A 14,556-nucleotide genomic window follows, 5' to 3' on the forward strand; every position below is an offset into this window, starting at 1 on the left:
ATATCTGTCTTTTGTCATACGTTTGCCACCTATAAGTGAAAAGAGAAAAAAATAACAAAGCATCCTGTTCATAAAGGAAGATTATATAGCGATGAAATATTACTGTTTCCGAGAATGAGAGGCGGTGAAGATGAACAATGCCAAGGAAAAGGGATCCAAAAAGGGATGAAGCTTTTCGTCTCTATCAACAATACGGGGGAAACATTACGAATCTCGCAATCGCAAGAGAACTCGGCGTTTCAAATCAAAAAGTCAGCGTTTGGAAAACCCGCGACCGCTGGAAAGAGGCTGTAAACGGGGATGATACGAGCCGAGGAAAAGCAGACATCCGTAATGAAGGGCTGAATGAACGGCAGCGGCTGTTTTGCATCTATTATGTGAAAAGCTTCAATGCCACCCAAGCGGCGGTAAAAGCGGGCTATTCCCCGGCCAGCGCTCATGTGACAGGCTGCCGGCTTCTGAAAAACGAAAAGGTGGCCGATGAAATCAGGCGCATCAAAAAAGAGATGGTAGGGGAGATATTCATTGAGGCGATGGATGTTCTCCAAGTCTATGTGAAAATCGCATTTGCCGATATGACCGACTATGTAACTTTCGGCAAAAAAGAGGTACAGGCTGTCGGAAAGTCCGGACCGCTGTTTGATGAAGAAAACAATCCGGTTATGAAAGAGATCAGCTTTGTCGATGTGAAACATTCCGACCTCGTCGATGGCACAGTCATCACAGAAGCGAAACTCGGAAAAGAAGGAATCGCAATCAAGCTGGCCGATAAAATGAAGGCGCTCGAGAAGCTCTCGCAGTATTTCGACCTTTTCCCAGATTCATTTAAGCGGAAAATTGAAAATGAGAAGCTGAAGCTCGCCAGACAAAAAGCCGACAAAGATGCGGAATCAGGACCCGTTGAAGTGGTCATCACCCGAAAAGGTGATTCGGCTTGATCATGAAAGAAGTCAATCCGCATTTTGAAGATTATTTGTTTAACTGGGATCAGACGTTTCAATTTCTTGTCGGCGGATACGGTTCGTCGAAAAGCTATCATACCGCTTTAAAAGTCATATTAAAGCTGCTGCAGGAAAAGCGCACCGCTCTTGTTGTAAGGGAAGTGTTTGAAACACACAGGGATTCGACTTTTTCTTTATTCGCTACCATTATCGATGAGCTGGGTGTTCAAACGGCGGCCGAGGCCGTTTCTTCTCCGATGCACATCAGGTTTGCAAACGGCAGCCGGATTATTTTTAAAGGGATGGACAACCCGGCGAAATTGAAATCCGTCAACAACATCTCGCTGATTTGGATCGAAGAATGTTCGGAAGTGAAGTATGAAGGCTTCAAGGAACTGATCGGCCGGCTGAGGCATCCTGATCACAGGCTGTATATGATGTTGACGACAAACCCTGTCAGCCAGTCAAACTGGACGTACAGACACTTTTTCAAGGACGAGCGGAACAAGCGGTTTATTTTGGATGATGAGGTTTTGTATGAAAAACGGGTCGCTGTCGTCGGTGATACGTTTTACCACCATTCCACAGCTGATGACAACCTGTTTTTGCCGAAAAGCTACCTCAAACAGCTTGATGATATGAAAGCATATGACCCTGACCTGTACCGGATTGCCAGAAAAGGACGGTTCGGTGTAAACGGCACCAGGGTTTTGCCGCAATTTGAAGTGATGGAGCATGAGGAGGTCATGAGGCGGATCTCCGCCATTTCCAACCCGCTGAAGAGAACCGGAATGGATTTCGGATTTGAGGAATCATACAATGCCGTCGTCCGGGCGGCCGTCGATCCCGACAAAAAATATCTCTATATTTATTGGGAGTACTACAAAAATAAAATGACGGACGACAAGACGGCTGAAGAGCTTAACGAATTCGCGGTTACGAAGGAGCTGATCAAAGCCGATCCGGCCGAGCCGAAAAGCATCCAGTTTTTCAGGCAGAACGGTTTCAACATGACCGCGGCCCGCAAGTTCCAAGGCTCGCGCCTGCAATATACGAAAAAAATCAAGCGGTTTAAAAAAATATTCTGTTCTGACCGATGTGCCAATACGATCTACGAATTGCAGCCGCTGACCTATGCGACGGATCAAGACGGCAATCTGAAAGAGGATCAGTTTACAATTGATCCGCACACGCTTTCCGCGCTATGGTACGCGCTTGATGATTATGAAGTCACCGATTTGAAGGCTGAGCCGGAAGCGAGAAAACGTCCGAACAGGAAAAGGGGGAGATAGTGTATGTCCACTCAGCAAACGGTAAGAGCGAAAGTCATGAAATCCCGTTTTCACGAGCCTGTAACAAAACAAATATATGAAGATCAATTTTCGGAGATCTACGGAGATGAGATTATCGCACCGCCGTACAATTTGAAAGAACTGAAAGCCATTGCCGAATATTCTTCCATTCTCCAGCAGTGTATTGACGCCTATAAAACGAATATTGCGGGGTTCGGGCTTGATGTCGAGTACGCTTTTGATTTTAATGGTGCGGATGTGACGCCCGATCAGAAAAAGGCTGCTGAGACCGATTGGACAAGGCTTGAAGATTTTTGCCGCCATCTTCATTTCGATGAATCGGCTGAAACGATTTTAAGCCATATGATAGAGGACCGCGAAAAAACGGGAAACGGGTTTTTGGAGGTGCTCAGAAACGGTGCGGGGCAGCCGGCCGGAGTTGAATATCTCGATGTCAAAAATATGCGCGTATGCGGATTGACAGAACCGATCGAAGTTGAATTCGCCTACATGGAAAACGGATCGCTAAAAAACATCAAAAGGGAAAAAAGGTTCCGCAAATACGTTCAGATGATTGACGGCAGGAAGGTGTACTTTAAAGAGTACGGCGATCCGCGCGTCATGGATATGACCACCGGTGCGTTTGACAGACAGACTCCGCCTGAACGAAGCGCGAATGAAGCGATCCATTTTAAAATCGGCAGCGGCGTCTACGGCGTTCCGCGCTGGATCGGAAATATCGTCAACCTGTACGGAGCGCGAAAAGCGGAAGAGCTGAATTATATGTACTTCAGACAAGGCCGGCACGTACCCGCCGTCATTACGGTTGAAAACGGGATGCTCTCAGAGGCTTCGTACAGAGAACTGCAGGAATACATGAACGACTTGGAAGGCGTTGAAAATGCCCACAAATTTTTGCTGATTGAAGCGGAGGGGATCGCCCAGGAAAAAGACATTCACGGCAGCCAGGACATTACGCCGGTGAAAGTGGACATCAAATCCCTCGCCGAAATTTTGCAGGAAGATGCGCTGTTTCTTGAATATGACGAGAAAACGCGGAATAAAATCCGCTCTTCCTTCAGGCTCCCGCCGCTCTACACCGGTGATGCCCATGAATATAACAGAGCGACAGCCGATACCGCCCGCAAAATCACCGAAGAACAGGTTTTTGAACCGGAGCGGAAAATATTGATCGGCAAGCTGAATACGCTGTTTCTCCGTGATTTAAACATTTTCCACGCGAGGCTCCAGCTGAAAGGACCGGACTTTCGTGATCCGCTTGAGATTGCAAAAGTGCTCGGTCCTTTTATTCAGGCGGGAGCGGTATCTGCAAATGATTTGCGCGACCTGGCCGGCAGAGTGCTCGGCAAGACGCTTGATGAATGGCCGGAAGAAGAATTCAGCAGGCCGCTCGTTTACCAGGAAAGCTCAAAGAATAATGAAGCGGAAGCCGGAGCGCTGCTGCCTGAACTGCAGGAAGCCGTCGAGACATTGAAACAGATCACTGAAAGGAGGTGAACACTTCGTGCCGAGAGAGCTTAAAAATGCCAAGATCAATTTCGTCAGTTATGTCGACAAAGCGGCGAACAAAAAGAAATTTTTTATGACGAAATCGAGTGAGCCGCCGACATTTCAAAAGGAAGTCAAGCTGATTGCAAAAGCCGAGGATGAAAAGAAGCTCGTCTACGGCGTGGTCTACGAGCCTGACGTTGCGGATGCCCACGGCGATTTTATGACGGCTGACGAAATCCAAAAAGCAGCACACGGTTTTCTGAAAAATGCCCGGAAGATCGACAAGGATCACAATTTCCAGGGAGGCGTCGGAGAAGTCGTGGAGTCATATGTTGCGCCGGCTGATTTTGAAGTGAACGGCGAAACGATTGTAAAAGGCTCTTGGGTGCTGGTGACAAAAGCCGGCGATGAGATCTGGGAACAGATTAAAAAAGGAAGCATCACCGGCTACAGCATGGCGGGCACTGCCGAAACGGTCGAACACCTGCCCCGCGCCGGCTCTGAAACCGATGAGCCCGGCAGTTTCTTTCAGCTGTTTAAGCAGTTTTTTGCCGGCGACAAACAAAAAACGGGAGAGGAAGAAAAAAAGATGAAACGATCAGAAGTTCAAGGAACGATTGAAGCCGTCTTGGCTCCGCTTCTCAAACGTCTTGACGATTTGGAAGGGGATAAAGCGGCAGACGAAAAAGAGCAGCAGACAGAACAGGACGCACATGTGAAGGAAATCGTCGAGGACATGCTCGCCCCTCTGATTGCTCGCATTGAAGCGCTCGAAAAGATGAGAGGCGCCTCAAAGCAGGCAGCGGCTGAAAAAGACGGGGAAGAAGAAGTTAAAAAATCGATTTGGAGCGGATTGCTTTAATTTGGAGGAGGAAGACAATGAGAAATCAAGAGATTATTCGTAAAGCCGAGATGTCGCTTGCGACGCTGAAAAGCGGAGGGTTAATGAATCCGGCGCAGGCTTCTGCATTTATTCGCATGGTGCAAAACACGCCGACAATTTTCAGCGAATCGCGCGTGATTCAAATGGAAAACGACTCGCAAAAATTTGAAAAAATCGGTTTTGGCCAGCGGATTTTAAGAGCGGCTGATGAAGGTCAAGCATTGGCGAAGGACCAATTAACCGCACCGGTGACCAGCACGGTCGAGCTGAATGCGAAAGAAGTCATTGCCGAAGTCAACATTACGTATGACACGCTCGAAAATAACATTGAAAAAGACGGCCTTCAACAGACGCTGATGCAAATGCTGGCGGAGCGGGCTGCCGTGGATATTGAAGAACTGATCGTCAACGGTGATGTCGCGTCTTCAGATCCATACCTTGCTCAGCTTGACGGGATCCGGAAGCAGTCCGTCTCCCACATCGTCGATGCAGGCGGGGAGCAAATCAGCCGACAGCTTTTCAAACAGGGGCTGAAAGCTGTTCCGGCAAAATATATGCGCGTTCCGCAGGAATTCAGATTCTACACATCGCTCGGTCAGGAGATTGAATGGAAAGACCGCGTTGCAGAACGTCAAACCACGCTCGGGGATGCGGCCGTACAGGGCGGGCTTTCAACCGCTTTTGGCGTGCCTGTTAAAGGGGTCTCAAATATTCAGCCGTATGCATACGGAGAAGGAGATGCAGCCGCCGAAGCATCAGACATTATGTTAACGCATCCGAAAAATATCATTCTCGGTTTCTCGCGCAATATCAGAATTGAAGTCGATAAAGACATTCGCGCGCGCAAATTTATCATTGTCCTGACGGCAAAACTGGACAGCAAATTCGAAGAAGAAGACGCGGTTGCAAAAATCGTCAATGTAAAAGAGTAATGCCTGAGTCCGAACGTTTTCACTGAAAGCATCGCCGATCGGCGGGGAACGAGTCCGGGCAAAAGCGAAAGCGCCCCGGACAACAGGTAAAAGCTCTGGAAGGATGTGATGAACATGCTGATCACGCCCGACGATATCATCCAATATTCCGTTATTGAAGCCGTGAAAAACCGGCCGCAGGAATTGCTGCGGCAGGATATCCTTGAAGCGGAGGCGGAAGCCGAGCAGATCACGGGGCATCGTTTTACAGATGAAAAATATGATCCGCTGCCGGAAAAGGCAAGGCTCGCTTTGCTGCAGCTGGCACAATACTTTGCATTGAAAAACGGTGATGAATCGCTTTTGAAAGGCTACAAATCTGAGAAATTGGGTGACTACTCCTATACGCTCTCAAGAAGCGGAGACTTGGCGAAGCCCGACGTCTATAAACTGCTCGAAGAATTTATTCTTGATTATGAATCTGTTCGATTCAAGGTGCGGCCGCTATGAGCTACAAAAAATTATTAAGCGACCGCTGCGATATCTATCATCTAAAGGAAGACCAGGCCGAGGAAGCAAGGTACGGCATTCCCGCGCCAGACCTGCAGCCGATCCGCACATACGGGGACATACCTGATCTTCAGGACGTTCCCTGCTATTTTACGGAAAAAAAACAGTCGATCGTCCAGCAAGATCCCGAACAGGTCATTTATCATTCCTATTTGGTCCATTTTCCGGCGGATGCAGATGTGCGCCTTCACGATCTCGCGGTCTGGAACGGTGTCAGCTACACGCTCCAGCAGCCGCGCAACATCAAAGGCCATCACCTGGAAGTCTTAGCGGTCAGGGATGGAAAACTATGAAAATCAAAGGATTGAAACAGCTGTCGCAGACGCTGGAAAAAGCGGGGCAGAGCGGCTTTCGAACTGAAGCTGCCAAGTGGCTTGAACAGGCGGGAACCGATTTTTTGGACCTGGTCCGTGACGAAATCGTGCGTGCCGGATCGATTGATACCGGCAGCCTTTTGCGCTCTTTCAAGCGAGGGGCCGAAGGGAACAGATGGGAAATTGAAAAAGGCGGACTCACGCTTGAAGTCGGGACAGAGTTAGAGTATGCCTCATTCGTAAATGACGGCCATTGGTCAGGCGGAAAAGGTGAAGTCAGGTGGATTCCGGGACAATGGCACGGCGGCCGGTTTCAATATGATCCCGGTTCATCGTCCGGCATGGCCTTAAAACGGCAATGGGTAAAGGGAACAGGCTATTGGGAGCATGCGCTTTACATATTTGAGCGTTTATTTGAAAAACGCCTGCATGAAAGGCTGCAAACATGGCTGAATTCCCTTTAAGGAGGTGAAGCTTTGAACGACGAAACGGGATCTGTCATGAATTTCTTTTATCAAGTCTTTCCTGTCGTCTGTTATGAAAAGGAAATACCTGACCATTTTCAAATACCGTCGCTATATTTTCCTCCCCCTTCTGTTTTTGATGAGAATGATACGGTTTCAACATTTAAAAAAGTCTTCACCCTGAATGTGAAACTGTTTCACCATGATTCGCAGCAGGCCCACGATCATGCTGAGCGCATTGCAGACGCCGTAAGGGAGGCGCGGCATACCATACCGCTCATTGACCGATCGGGTAAGAGCACAGGGGACAGCTTGAGGATCAGCCGGATCGAGACGAGGATAGGGGATTCCGGCACCGCGTCCATTATTATTCAATGGAACAGCCGCTACTGGTACAGACGGGAAAACGAACTTTCTCTGGAAACAATTGATTTTACAAACGGGGTGAAATAATTGACAGTCAGCAAAAAAACAAAGACCGAAGCAAAAAAGGCGCCTCAAGGGGAACGTGAAGCGCTGTTCTACATCGAAGATCTGAGGGAGCACGCGAAAGAGCTTTTCGGCATTAAACCGGAAGTTCTCGACGGTGCTCTTTTTCATGTGAAAGAAAAGCAGATTTCAAAGCTTGAGGCAAGTCAGCTTATTCAAACATTTTTAGCCAAGGAGGTCATGAATTAATGAACGGCGGAACATTTACACCAGGCAAAGAAAAAGATCGTGCCGGCATTTACTTTAATTTTAAAACGACAGCAGAGGAGCGGGTTTCCGTCGGGGAACGCGGCACAGTTGCCCTCCCTGTCGTCATGAGCTGGGGGGAGCCGAAAACATTCGTATCGATTTCCAGCATTGAAGATTTAAATAAAAAAGTAGGGTTGAACATCGATGATCCGTCTCTTCTGCTTTTCCGCGAAGCGAAGAAAAACGCACAGACCGTTTTGCTGTACCGTCTGAACACAGGGGTGCCGGCGAAAGCCCAAATCGGCGAAACGCTGAGCGTAACGGCAAAATACGGGGGCGACAAAGGAAACGACATCTCGATCCGCATTTCCGAAAATGTGCTCGATTCTAAAAAGTTTGATGTCACAACCTTTGTCGGAACAGATGAAGCTGACCGACAAACCGTCAAAACGGCAGAAGAGCTTACCGCAAATGCGTACGTCGCGTTTCAAGGGGAAGGCGCGCTTGAACTGACAGCGGGCACAAAACTGGAAGGCGGAGAGAACGGAACAGCAAGCGTTGCCGATTACACCGCGTTTTTAGATGCGGCCGAAACGGAATACTTCAATACGATCGCACTTCCGGTTGCAGACAATGAACAGCTGAAAGCCACTTTTGCCGCTTTCATCAAACGCCTCCGCGATAAGCAGGGCCAGAAAGTCCAAGGCGTAGTCGCCGATTATGCCGGAGACTATGAAGGCATCATCAATGTAACGGGAGGCGTCGTGCTGGAAGACGGCACAGAAATCACTCCTGAAAAAGCGACGGCATGGGTTGCCGGAGCAAGCGCAGGCGCGACTTTTAACCAGTCGCTGACATTTGTCGAATACGAAGGAGCTGTTGATGTCCTGAACCGTCTGGATGAAGACCAGGTCATCGAACGTCTGAAAAAAGGCGAGTTTTTATTTACGTTTGATGCACGCGATCAATCGGTCAGCGTCGAAAAAGACATCAACTCTTTAACGAGTTTCACTGCCGACAAGAACAAAAAATTCTCGAAAAACAAAATCATCCGCGTCCTTGACGGCGTTAACAATGATTTGACCCGCGAATTAAAGGCTTTAATCAAAGCGCGAAAAGCAAGCGGCAGCGATATCCCTGCATCTGACGACGGTTTGCAGTACGTCAAAACGCTGATCATTCAGTATATGACGGCGCTTCAGGAAGCCGGCGGCATCACCGGTTTTGATTCTGAAAGCGATATTGCCATCACCCTGAATGAAGACCGCGACGGGTTTTTAATCGATTTAGCCGTTCAGCCGGTTGATGCAGCAGAAAAATTCTACTTTAATGTGGAGGTAAAATAATATGGCATTAAAAGCGCAAAACACGATTTCCGGAAAAGAAGGCCGTCTTTTTCTCGACGGACAAGAGATGGCTCACATCAAAACATTTGAGGCAAACGTCGAAAAGAATAAAGCCGAAGTCAATATTATGGGCCGCCGCATGACGGGCCACAAGACAACAGGTGCAAACGGCACGGGAACGGCGACATTTTATAAAGTCACATCTCAATTTGTCACATTAATGATGAACTATGTGAAAAAAGGCGAAGATCCTTATTTCACGCTCCAGGCCGTCCTTGACGACCAGTCATCAGGCCGCGGAACGGAACGGGTCACACTGTATGACGTGAATTTTGACTCAGCCAAAATCGCCGGCCTTGACGTCGACTCAGAAGCGCTCGAAGAAGAAGTGCCGTTCACATTTGAAGATTTTGACGTTCCTGAAAAACTGAAAGATACGTTTTAAAAAGAGCCCCGTATCCCGCTTTTCAAACATAGGCTAGTAGTCAGGACATATAACACCAAGCACTCTCGTCAAGCCGAGGGTGCTTTTTCATTTAAAAATTGAATGTTAAAGGAGCAAGCAGACATGAGCGAAAAACAAGAAGAAAAAGTATATGATTTATCCTTTTTTATGCCGGGACACACCGTTGAAGCCGAAGAAATCAAAGTGCCGATCTCAAAGCGGTTCGTAGATAAAAAGGGCAATGTCATTCCGTTTGTGTTTAAGCCGATTACAACCGAGCGCATTGACGAGCTTGAAAAAGAAAATACGACTTATAAAAACATCAAAGGCAGGGGCCGCGTCAAGGATCTCGACACCCAGCGCTTTTACGCCCGAATCGCCATTGAATCGACGATCTATCCTGATTTCCGTTCAAAGGAATTAAGAGAAGCCTATAAAACGGCCGATCCGGTCGAAGTGGCCAAACGCGTTCTGTCCGTCGGAGGGGAATATGCGAACTGGCTCAACAAAGCGATTGAAATCAACGGCTTTGAAGACGATCTTGAAGATCTGGAAGAAGAAGCAAAAAACTAATCAAGGATGGGAATAAAGAAGCGGTGTATCTCTATTTTGCGATGCACGAACTTCACTATTCTCCATCCCAGCTCCGGGAGCTGTACGAAGCCCCAAAGCCGTTTAAAGCGTTTTTATACGGACTCATCAGCTACAAACTTCAAATCTTGGAAAAAGAAGCGCGGAAAGGAGGTACATAATCCATGGCAAAACTGACGGCACGTTTTGAACTTGAAGACCGGGTATCTAAGAAGCTGCGAAGGATTCAGAAGGGGTTTAAAGACCTGGAAAAAAGACGAAAAAAGCTCAGCCGACCGTTCGCAATGAAAATAAAAACGAAAACAGCAGAGAAAACATTGAAAAAACTTAATGTTTTCTTAAAAGCCAACCTGAAATCATGGCAGCTTGAAATTTCAGCAGTCGATAAGGCCGGCAAAACCATCGACAATATTTCAAATCAGCTCAAACAAAAGCTGCCTGACAACTATCAATTTTCAATTGTAATACATGATCAGGCGACACCGGGTATTCAAAAGATCAGAAGCATCATGTCTGAATTGTCATCAGCTGAATACTTCTTAACTGCAGCCGTTAACGACCGAGTCACCCCGGCTGTTCAAAAAATTTCCGGCTACATGAAGGGTGCATTGCAAAAAGGATACTCTGCAACGCTCTATGTCATTGATAAAATCACCCAGACAGCCAGCAGGATTTCCTCCTATTTGAAAAATCATTTAGCAAGGGAATATCAAGCCACTCTTACGATTAACGACCAGGCGACCGCGAAATTGAATGCTTTGCAAAAAAAGCTTAACAGCATCGAGGCTAAACGTATCCTTAAAATTGACGCAATTGTAAAAACGGAACAAAATGAAGACAACAAAGATTCGGATGGGAATGCTGAGGCCGTATGGACTAAAATTCTAAAGTGGGGTAAAGAAAAATTTGGTGAATGGGTGGATGACCTTCCAAAAAATATTTTGGACAAATCATTTGATGCCATCCTCGGTAAGTTGTTTAAAGGTGAAGATAGTGGAGGCGGTTGTTGCTGCTGTGGGGGAGGCGGAGGTTCTATAATCAATGAACCTGCAACAAGCAGCAGGCCAGGAAGTGAAGAAACCTCCACTAATGGAGAAACAAGACCGGGAAGAAACGGATCCGGCGGCAAGTTTATGAAAGGTCTTCGAAAAGTGGGGAAAGTTGGAGGCAAAGCCCTCCCATATGCTGGAGCGCTTTTATCAGCGACTGAGTTAATGGATATGAACAAAGAAAACGCAGGCGAAAAAGTCGGTTCGGCAGGCGGAGGAATTGGCGGCGGTTTAGCTGGCGCAGCAGCAGGTGCTGCAATTGGCACAGCTATTCTCCCTGTGGGGGGGACGGCAATCGGCGGGGCCATTGGAGGTATGGTCGGAAGCTTGGGCGGCTCAAGTATCGGTGAATATTTCGGGAAGATGTTCGATGACAACGGCGGTGTCGAGAAAGCGTGGAATACGATAAAAGATAAATCGGCTGAGGCACTCGGAGCCATTCAAGAAAACTGGTCGATGATAGCAGGATGGTTTACAGATAACGTCTGGAATCCTGTTGTCGGCAAGGTGGTCGAAGTAGCGACAGGGATCTGGAATCAGCTGACAACAGCCTGGACGATGATTCAGGAAACATTCATGACAGTGGCGGGCTGGTTTGCGGAAAATGTCTGGAATCCTGTTGTCGGCAAGGTGATCGAAGTAGCGACAGGGATCTGGAATCAGCTGACCACAGCCTGGACGATGATTCAGGAAACATTCATGACAGTGGCGGGCTGGTTTGCGGAAAATGTCTGGGATCCGGTTGTCAGCAAGGTGATTGAAGTAGCGACAGGGATCTGGAATCAGCTGACCACAGCCTGGACGATGATACAAGAGACATTCACGGCGGTCGCCGGCTGGTTTGCGGAAAATGTTTGGAATCCCGTAGTTTCAAAAGTCATTGAAGTGGCAACTGGGATTTGGGATCGTTTTCAATTCACCTGGAATATGATCAAAAGAGTTTGGGGCGCGGTTTCCTCATGGTTTATAAATACGGTTTGGAATCCGATAAAAAATACGTTTTCAACCGTAAAAGAAGCCATTGGAGAAAAATTTCAAGCGGCCAAAAAAACGGTAACAGACATTTGGGAAGGTGTCGCCGGCTGGTTTGAGAAAAATATTCAAAAGCCAATTGTAAAGATTGCCGGATTGATCAGCGACGGTTTTGAGAAAGCATTCGGATGGGTAGGTAAAATATGGGATAAAGTTGGCGGCGGTATTGATGCTGTCATCAACTTCATGACAGGAGATAATCCTGATAAAAATGCCACAGGCGGCTACATCACAAAACCGACCATCTCCTGGATCGGTGAAGCCGGAAACGAATTTGTCATCCCGACGGAAAACAACCGGGGCCGCGGGAAGATGCTGCTTGCCCAGGCAGCGACCAAGCTCGGCATGCGCGTTGTTGACGACATGGGGGCCGCGGCGGGAGACGGAGGAGCTGCTTCTCCGGTTTCAAGCACCGCTTCGTATTCGGCTTCTGTGTCGCCTGCTGTCGGCGTCGGGAATATAACGGCAGAGGCGCAGGCTTTCGGCCGGGAATTCACCGGCGGCTTTGACAAAGGGATCGGCTCAAACGCTCCTTCCCTTGATCAATGGAAGCAAAAAAACATCAGCAAGCCGTTTAGCAGTCTGCCGGCAGAATCGTCTAATTATGGAAAACAGACGGTTGCCGGGTTCGCATCCGGGCAAAATGCTTCCGCGACCGGAACGGGCGGTTTTCTTCAAACAAAAGTAAATGCGCCTTATCAAACAACGGTAAAGACGTCATCTTCCTGGGGCGCAAATACAGTCAAAAACTTCGCATCCGGGCAAAATGCAACACCGACCGGGACGCCGCAGTATGTTGATAAAAATATCAACAAGCCGTTCCTTGATTCGAAACAGTCGGCTGCAGGCTGGGGATCAGGAATGGTCGGACACTTTATCAGCGGCATGAATGGAAAAGGCAGCGAAGTTTCTCAAGCTGCAAAAAACTTGGCGAAAAAAGTGGAAAAAGCGTTCCGCGAAGAACTAGATATTCATTCTCCGTCCCGGGTTATGATGAGTCTCGGGCGTTTTGCGTCGGTCGGGATTGTCAAAGGTTTAAGTTCTGTCGATGTCAAAAGTTTTGCGGAAAAACAAGCAGGCTCGCTGGCCGCTGCGTTTTCCGGAATCGGAGCCGTCGGCGGAAATGTAAAGTCGTGGCTGATGCAGGCGATCATGGCTACCGGTTCACCGGTGTCGTGGCTTCAGCCGCTTTCTGTCATTGCTCAAAAGGAATCCGGCGGAAATCCGCGCGCCTCTAACGGCTGGGACATTAACGCCAAGCGGGGAGACCCGAGCAGAGGCTTGATGCAGACGATCGGTCAAACGTTTAATGCGTACAAAGGAAAAGGAATGAATGATATTTTCAATCCTGTTCACAACGCGGTAGCGGCCATCAACTACATCAAATCGCGATACGGGTCGCCATTTAACACTCCGGGGATTAAAAGCATGGCAAGAGGCGGAGCTTATAAAGGTTATGCCAACGGCGGCCTGATCACTAGTGAGCAGATTGCCCGCGTGGGTGAAGGCGGCAAGCGCGAATGGATCATTCCCGAAGAACGCGGCATCCGCGGCAGATATTTGCTTCAACGGGCTGCAGGCGCGCTCGGGATGGAAGTGCATGACCCCGCTGAAGGGTCCGGTTCCATTTCAAGCGGTCAGGCGGCTGCAGCCACCGCAGGCGGGGCCCGATCCGGGCAGCCGGCTGAAAACGGCGCCAAAGAAGTCAACATCTATATTACCGGAGACAATCATTACCACAGTGAGCGCGACCAGGAAACATTGATTGCGAAAATCAAGCGCGCTCTTGTCGATGAGCTTGAACGGGATATTCATATTGGGACGAAAGGAAGCGTAGCTTATGACTAAATCCGTGTACGAATTTTGGCTGTCGCAAGGAAAGGAAAAGCTGCGCCTCCCTGTGCTTCCAGAGCAGCTTGACGTCAGCAATAATCTTGCGAACGAGTCTGTAAAGGTGTCAAAGTTCGGCGAGGTTACATTTATCAATGAACCGGGAGCAAAGACGATTTCATTTTCGTCTCATTTTCCGAAAAAGGATTCTCCGCTTGCGGAATATAAAGGGTTTCTTTCGCCGGAGAACGCGATTCTCAAAATCGAGAAGTGGATGAAAGCGAAAAAACCGGTTCAATTTCTCGTGACGGGCACGAAGATCAATCTCACATGCAGCATCGAAAACTTTTCGCATCGTGAGGGTGAAAAGGATATCGGCGACCGGGATTTTGATCTCACATTAAAAGAGTATCAAACAGCAGCACCCCGGAAGATCAAACAGAAAAAGAAAACGAAGAAAAAACGGCCGTCCAAACCGGCTCCAAAAATGTACACCGTCAAAAAAGGCGATACGCTCTGGCACATCGCAGGCCGTTTTTACGGAAACAGCCAGGAATGGCGGAAGATTTGGAACGCGAACAAACAGGCGATGATCAAACGAAGCAAGCGAAACATCAAACAGCCGGGACACTGGATTTTTCCTGGGCAAAAGCTGAAAATACCATAAAACGAAGCGCCGGGTGAACCGGCGTTTTTCT

General features: G+C 48.3%; 16 protein-coding genes. All 16 read left to right on the forward strand.

Features of this window, described 5'->3' with window-relative positions:
* Positions 1-137: 137 nt before the first annotated feature.
* The 16 genes from MST20_RS02175 to MST20_RS02250 all read left to right on the forward strand — a co-directional run bounded on the left by MST20_RS02175 (position 138) and on the right by MST20_RS02250 (position 14,525).
* Positions 138-938 (forward strand): terminase small subunit, encoded by an 801-nt coding sequence (locus MST20_RS02175; protein WP_243939799.1) that lies wholly within the window; start codon positions 138-140, stop codon positions 936-938.
* Positions 935-2,233, forward strand: coding sequence for a PBSX family phage terminase large subunit (locus tag MST20_RS02180; RefSeq protein ID WP_243939801.1), 1,299 nt, complete (start codon positions 935-937; stop codon positions 2,231-2,233). The genes MST20_RS02175 and MST20_RS02180 overlap by 4 nt, the downstream gene beginning before the upstream one ends.
* A 3-nt stretch (positions 2,234-2,236) precedes the next feature.
* Positions 2,237-3,751 (forward strand): phage portal protein, encoded by a 1,515-nt coding sequence (locus MST20_RS02185; protein WP_243939803.1) that lies wholly within the window; start codon positions 2,237-2,239, stop codon positions 3,749-3,751.
* A gap of 7 nt (positions 3,752-3,758) precedes the next feature.
* Positions 3,759-4,607, forward strand: coding sequence for an XkdF-like putative serine protease domain-containing protein (locus MST20_RS02190; protein WP_243939805.1), 849 nt, complete (start codon positions 3,759-3,761; stop codon positions 4,605-4,607).
* Positions 4,608-4,624: 17 nt separating this feature from the next.
* Positions 4,625-5,560 (forward strand): phage major capsid protein, encoded by a 936-nt coding sequence (locus MST20_RS02195; protein WP_243939807.1) that lies wholly within the window; start codon positions 4,625-4,627, stop codon positions 5,558-5,560.
* A gap of 114 nt (positions 5,561-5,674) precedes the next feature.
* Complete coding sequence (gene yqbG / locus MST20_RS02200) at positions 5,675-6,049, forward strand: protein YqbG (protein ID WP_165428641.1); 375 nt, start codon at positions 5,675-5,677, stop codon at positions 6,047-6,049.
* Positions 6,046-6,402 (forward strand): YqbH/XkdH family protein, encoded by a 357-nt coding sequence (locus tag MST20_RS02205; RefSeq protein WP_243939809.1) that lies wholly within the window; start codon positions 6,046-6,048, stop codon positions 6,400-6,402. Before yqbG ends, MST20_RS02205 begins: the two co-directional genes overlap by 4 nt.
* Positions 6,399-6,887 carry an HK97 gp10 family phage protein gene (locus tag MST20_RS02210; RefSeq protein ID WP_243939811.1) on the forward strand — a complete coding sequence of 163 codons (489 nt, stop codon included), beginning with the start codon at positions 6,399-6,401 and terminating at the stop codon, positions 6,885-6,887. Before MST20_RS02205 ends, MST20_RS02210 begins: the two co-directional genes overlap by 4 nt.
* 12 nt (positions 6,888-6,899) lie before the next feature.
* Complete coding sequence (locus MST20_RS02215) at positions 6,900-7,340, forward strand: phage portal protein (protein WP_243939812.1); 441 nt, start codon at positions 6,900-6,902, stop codon at positions 7,338-7,340.
* On the forward strand, positions 7,341-7,565 hold the full coding sequence (locus MST20_RS02220; protein ID WP_243939814.1) for a YqzN/YkzM domain-containing protein: 225 nt from the start codon (positions 7,341-7,343) through the stop codon (positions 7,563-7,565).
* A complete protein-coding gene (locus tag MST20_RS02225; protein ID WP_243939816.1) occupies positions 7,565-8,911 on the forward strand; it encodes a phage tail sheath family protein in 1,347 nt (448 codons plus the stop codon). The genes MST20_RS02220 and MST20_RS02225 overlap by 1 nt, the downstream gene beginning before the upstream one ends.
* A 1-nt stretch (position 8,912) precedes the next feature.
* Positions 8,913-9,356, forward strand: a complete 444-nt coding sequence (locus tag MST20_RS02230) for a phage tail tube protein (protein ID WP_020451024.1) — start codon at positions 8,913-8,915, stop codon at positions 9,354-9,356.
* A gap of 123 nt (positions 9,357-9,479) precedes the next feature.
* Complete coding sequence (locus MST20_RS02235; protein WP_243939818.1) at positions 9,480-9,929, forward strand: phage tail assembly chaperone; 450 nt, start codon at positions 9,480-9,482, stop codon at positions 9,927-9,929.
* A 41-nt stretch (positions 9,930-9,970) separates the two neighbouring features.
* Complete coding sequence (locus tag MST20_RS02240) at positions 9,971-10,108, forward strand: hypothetical protein (RefSeq protein WP_095290311.1); 138 nt, start codon at positions 9,971-9,973, stop codon at positions 10,106-10,108.
* A gap of 3 nt (positions 10,109-10,111) precedes the next feature.
* Positions 10,112-13,876 carry a transglycosylase SLT domain-containing protein gene (locus tag MST20_RS02245; protein WP_243939820.1) on the forward strand — a complete coding sequence of 1,255 codons (3,765 nt, stop codon included), beginning with the start codon at positions 10,112-10,114 and terminating at the stop codon, positions 13,874-13,876.
* Positions 13,869-14,525, forward strand: a complete 657-nt coding sequence (locus MST20_RS02250; protein WP_243939821.1) for a LysM peptidoglycan-binding domain-containing protein — start codon at positions 13,869-13,871, stop codon at positions 14,523-14,525. The genes MST20_RS02245 and MST20_RS02250 overlap by 8 nt, the downstream gene beginning before the upstream one ends.
* Positions 14,526-14,556 lie beyond the last annotated feature (31 nt).

This window comes from Bacillus sp. B19-2, from assembly GCF_022832475.1.
Classification (GTDB): Bacteria; Bacillota; Bacilli; order Bacillales; family Bacillaceae; genus Bacillus; species Bacillus paralicheniformis.

Bases quoted from the DNA above. Each gene is read 5' to 3' on its own strand.
- MST20_RS02175 (WP_243939799.1), top strand. From the start codon at position 138: ATGCCAAGGAAAAGGGATCCAAAAAGGGATGAAGCTTTTCGTCTCTAT.
- MST20_RS02185 (WP_243939803.1), top strand. From the start codon at position 2,237: ATGTCCACTCAGCAAACGGTAAGAGCGAAAGTCATGAAATCCCGTTTT.
- MST20_RS02195 (WP_243939807.1), top strand. From the start codon at position 4,625: ATGAGAAATCAAGAGATTATTCGTAAAGCCGAGATGTCGCTTGCGACG.
- yqbG (WP_165428641.1), top strand. From the start codon at position 5,675: ATGCTGATCACGCCCGACGATATCATCCAATATTCCGTTATTGAAGCC.
- MST20_RS02205 (WP_243939809.1), top strand. From the start codon at position 6,046: ATGAGCTACAAAAAATTATTAAGCGACCGCTGCGATATCTATCATCTA.
- MST20_RS02210 (WP_243939811.1), top strand. From the start codon at position 6,399: ATGAAAATCAAAGGATTGAAACAGCTGTCGCAGACGCTGGAAAAAGCG.
- MST20_RS02225 (WP_243939816.1), top strand. From the start codon at position 7,565: ATGAACGGCGGAACATTTACACCAGGCAAAGAAAAAGATCGTGCCGGC.
- MST20_RS02230 (WP_020451024.1), top strand. From the start codon at position 8,913: ATGGCATTAAAAGCGCAAAACACGATTTCCGGAAAAGAAGGCCGTCTT.
- MST20_RS02235 (WP_243939818.1), top strand. From the start codon at position 9,480: ATGAGCGAAAAACAAGAAGAAAAAGTATATGATTTATCCTTTTTTATG.
- MST20_RS02240 (WP_095290311.1), top strand. From the start codon at position 9,971: ATGCACGAACTTCACTATTCTCCATCCCAGCTCCGGGAGCTGTACGAA.
- MST20_RS02245 (WP_243939820.1), top strand. From the start codon at position 10,112: ATGGCAAAACTGACGGCACGTTTTGAACTTGAAGACCGGGTATCTAAG.
- MST20_RS02250 (WP_243939821.1), top strand. From the start codon at position 13,869: ATGACTAAATCCGTGTACGAATTTTGGCTGTCGCAAGGAAAGGAAAAG.